Annotated in this window: 2 protein-coding genes; both read left to right on the top strand. The window is 44.7% G+C overall.

The features are described from left to right. The first annotated feature begins 245 nt into the window (after positions 1 to 245). Complete coding sequence (locus IQ270_RS29755) at positions 246 to 1502, top strand: ABC transporter substrate-binding protein (RefSeq protein WP_193976697.1); 1257 nt, start codon at positions 246 to 248, stop codon at positions 1500 to 1502. 142 nt (positions 1503 to 1644) lie between these two features. Next, positions 1645 to 2360 (top strand): branched-chain amino acid ABC transporter permease (locus IQ270_RS29750; RefSeq protein ID WP_193976696.1); only part of this gene is annotated, 716 nt, incomplete at its 3' end.

Here is a 2360-nt window from a genome sequence, read left to right as displayed (position 1 = left end):
TATACTTATTTCGCCAAGGGTTGTCAAGCGTTTTGCGAAAATATTTTGGGATTTTTGGGTGATGCCCGCAGAGCAAGGGTTGTGATTGTTGAGTCTGCCTGTTAACTCCGATCGCCCTCTCTGGTTTTCCGGATATCAGTGGTTTTGGGCAGTAACGGTAAGGTTTTTTTAGGGGACTCTTCCGCGAATGGGTAGAATATCTTTACAGACAGATGTTCTATATATATATGTTCGATCGCCCGCTCATGAAAAAACCTACTCCTGGCTCTAGTGCCTTATTCGTTACTTGTGCTTCACTGCTGCTGGCTTGTAGTCAGACGAACACTCCCCAAACCTCTACCACAGTATCTCCTGGGACTTCGCCCTCTGCCGGTATTTCGCCACAGGGTTCGGCTGGGCAGAATTCCAACACTATATATATAGGGATTGGGGTGGCAGAAACTAGCAATGTGGCTTTACTCGGCCAGGAACAGGTGGCTGGGGCAAAAATTGCCGAGAAATATTTCAACGATAAGGGCGGTGTGGATGGGACGCCGATTAAACTGGTGTTTCAAGATACTGGTGGAGACGAACAGGGGGCGATCAATGCTTTTAATACTCTAATCAATCAGGATCGGGTGGTGGGTATTGTGGGGCCAACCCTATCGCAGCAGGCTTTTAGTGCCGATCCGATCGCCGATCGCGCCAAAGTACCGGTTCTGGGACCATCCAACACCGCTAAAGGGATTCCCCTGATTGGGGATTATGTAGCCAGAGTCTCCGCGCCTGTAGCCGTGGTGGCACCTAATGCCCTGAAAGCCGCACTGAAGGAAAATCCCAACATTAAGAAAGTAGCCGTGTTTTTTGCTCAGAATGATGCTTTTAGTAAATCTGAGACTGAAACTTTCCAGAAAACGGTCAAAGATATGGGGCTGGAATTGGCAACAGTCCAAAAATTCTTGACTACTGATACAGATTTTCAATCTCAAGCCACTAATGCGATAAATGTCAAGCCAGATTTGATAATTATTTCAGGCTTGGCTGCGGATGGAGGCAATTTAATTAAGCAGTTGCGGGAGTTGGGTTACAAAGGCGTTATCATTGGGGGCAACGGTCTGAATACTTCTAATGTATTTTCGGTTTGTAAGGCTCTGTGTGATGGGGTTTTGATTGCCCAAGCATACAGTCCGGAATATCAAAATGAAATTAATAAGGCTTTCCGGGATGCTTATCGCGCTCAATTTAAGAAGGAACCGCCTCAGTTTAGCGCTCAAGCTTTTACTGGCGTACAAGTTTTTGTTGATTCATTAAAGGTGATAAATGCTCAGTCGAAGGTTAGTGAAAAGCCTTTGGCTGAGTTGCGTACACAGTTGAATCAACAGTTGTTGGGTGGAAAGTACAATACGCCTTTGGGGGAAATTTCTTTTACGCCTGAAGGTGAAATTAATCAGAAAGATTTTTATGTGGCACGGATTAAGATGGATGCAGATGGTAATAATGGTAAGTTTGAGTTTTTGAAATGAAGGAAGTTCGGCAACTGATTCTGTAACGGATGTAACGGATGGATGGAAGAGCGGAGAAGGGAGAGGGAAGAGGGAAAAGGGAAAATCCGTGAGGTATTTGTTGTTGATGGACTTCGGTGTGATGCTCAATTTTTAACTGGTGATGGATTTAACTCTGTTTCTGCAACAATTTTTGAATGGTTTGTCGATCGGCAGCGTGTATGCTATTTTTGCGCTCGGATACACCCTGGTCTTTTCTATTTTAGGAATTATTAATTTTGCTCACGGTGCAGTGTTTACTTTGGGTGCTTATTTCACTTATGCGCTGATGGGCGGTGCTTTCGGTTTTAACGGGTTGTTAGCTAATGCGAGAATTTCAGTGCAATTGCCTTTTGCTGTGGCGTTAATTTTGGGAAGTGTCATGGCTGGCTTGGTGGGAGTAATTGTGGAAAGAGTTGCTTTTTTGCCTTTGCGTCGCCGACACTCAGATTCTCTGCTGACGGTGGTTTCTAGTTTGGGGGCGGCGGTGGCGATCGCCAATATCATTCAATATCTTGTCGGTGCGGAAATTTACACTTTTCCTGCTAATACTTACGGCTATTTGCCTGCGGCAATTAACTTCGGAACAGCGGATAAACCGATTCCGATTCGGACTGTTCAAATAGTAATTTTTGCGGTATCAGTTGCGATTGTGGCTATCTTAACTTACTTAATAAATTTTACTAAGTTTGGCAAGGCAATGCAGGCTGTGGCTGAAGATGCTACTACTTCTAGTTTATTGGGGATTGATACCGATCGATATATTATATTGACGTTTTTTGTGAGCAGTTTTCTGGCTGGTTTGGCGGGGAGTTTGGTGGGTTCTAGTGTGAGTATTGC

The sequence above is a fragment of the Microcoleus sp. LEGE 07076 genome, assembly GCF_015207455.1.
In the GTDB taxonomy this organism is placed as follows: Bacteria; Cyanobacteriota; Cyanobacteriia; order Cyanobacteriales; family Microcoleaceae; genus Microcoleus.
Note: the sequence above shows the minus strand (reverse complement) of the source record. Positions and strands in the feature narration are given on the sequence as shown.